Source organism: Bacteroides fragilis (genome assembly GCF_019583405.1).
Classification (GTDB): domain Bacteria; phylum Bacteroidota; class Bacteroidia; order Bacteroidales; family Bacteroidaceae; genus Bacteroides; species Bacteroides fragilis_B.
Window position 1 is genome coordinate 1 of record NZ_SZUU01000034.1, and the last position, 1,236, is coordinate 1,236.

The window sequence follows — 1,236 nt, forward strand, 5'->3', positions numbered from 1 at the left end:
ATAAGCAGTTGCAAAGTGTTAATGGGAACCCTGACATCATCACTGAGTTTTATCATAGGGAACTTCCCGGGATCGAGCTGGTATTTTACCAATTCGGCCAACCGCCTGAGCTTATCCTTGTATGCGGCGGCACCCTCCATCCGGAGATCTTCCGCCTGCATCCTTTCCTTCAGCTTCCGGTTCTCCTCTTTCAGTTCCCGGAGCTCATTCATCAGCCGGGCATAGTCGGGTGACTCCTGCGGGGTGTTGTTTATGGCGGAGAGTTTCTCAAGTACGGGCTTGAGTATATCCCGTTCCTGGGACTTGATGATTCTGACAACGTCCTCAATTCTCTTTTCCACCAGTGCCGTCGGATTCCGGGATGCGTAGCGGGGATTGAACCCTGTGATTTCAAAAAATGTAATCATTCTGTCCACACAGACACTGACCGTGTCACTTCCCTTAAAGGTGTCCAGACGGGCTTTCACCGTGGGAGTAAGCCTGACTGCCTTTATTGAATGTTCTTTCATATTGTATGCATTTTAGTTGTATATGTAAATAGCTGGCACAAAGATATTTGTTTTTGTTTTTCCTTGCAAGCGTCACCTGTCGGCGAGAGGTGAAATTTGCATAACTTGTTGAAAATTAGTAAAATAACCGACACGCATACAAGGTTGCCTACAACTTAAATTGTTGGCATTCAGACAGAAAGGAGAAAATGTGCATACAAATGTATGCGCCATGTGTAACATTGCATACATTTAAATTATTGTTTATCAACGCTATGCGTCGATTCAAGTTCCCGGGTGCGGGAACTCCTCTTGCTCTTCCTTAATCAGGAATTCACTAAGGGGCCTCCGGTCCCCTTAGCTCTCGGGCATCCGAAGGGCCACAAGCATCTCCACCCGGCAGTACAACCCGGGGCCTTCCCTTGAAAAAACGTGACTGTCAGGAAGGCCGAAAACCGGTGGGAAAAAGGTGGTAGGAGTGCCCGGGAAATGCCCAAGAAAGGAAAAAACACCCCATTCTGATAGGGCGGACACAACTTTTAGCAGAAGCAAAAGTAAGCTAATATGCTGATAAAGAGCACACTTATATTTGGAGAAACGGAGAAAAATCATTACCTTTGATATATAATAATAAAGGAGATAACAAGTTATGAATGAACAAATTAGAAACATTTTAGCCGAAAGTGGAACAAAAACCTCAAAGATTAGAAAACTTCTGCTGCTCGGACTTACCCACCGTGAAATTGCC

General features: G+C 45.3%; 1 protein-coding gene and 1 pseudogene. One reads left to right on the top strand and one right to left on the bottom strand.

Annotation, left to right across the window (positions count from 1 at the left end; genetic code table 11):
• A partial coding sequence (locus FDF36_RS20985; RefSeq protein ID WP_220392689.1) for a BfmA/BtgA family mobilization protein occupies positions 1 to 509 on the bottom strand: 509 nt, incomplete at its 3' end.
• 628 nt (positions 510 to 1,137) lie between these two features.
• Between FDF36_RS20985 and FDF36_RS21410 the strand changes: the two are divergent.
• Positions 1,138 to 1,236, top strand: a pseudogene (locus FDF36_RS21410) (amidoligase family protein); the annotation flags it as partial.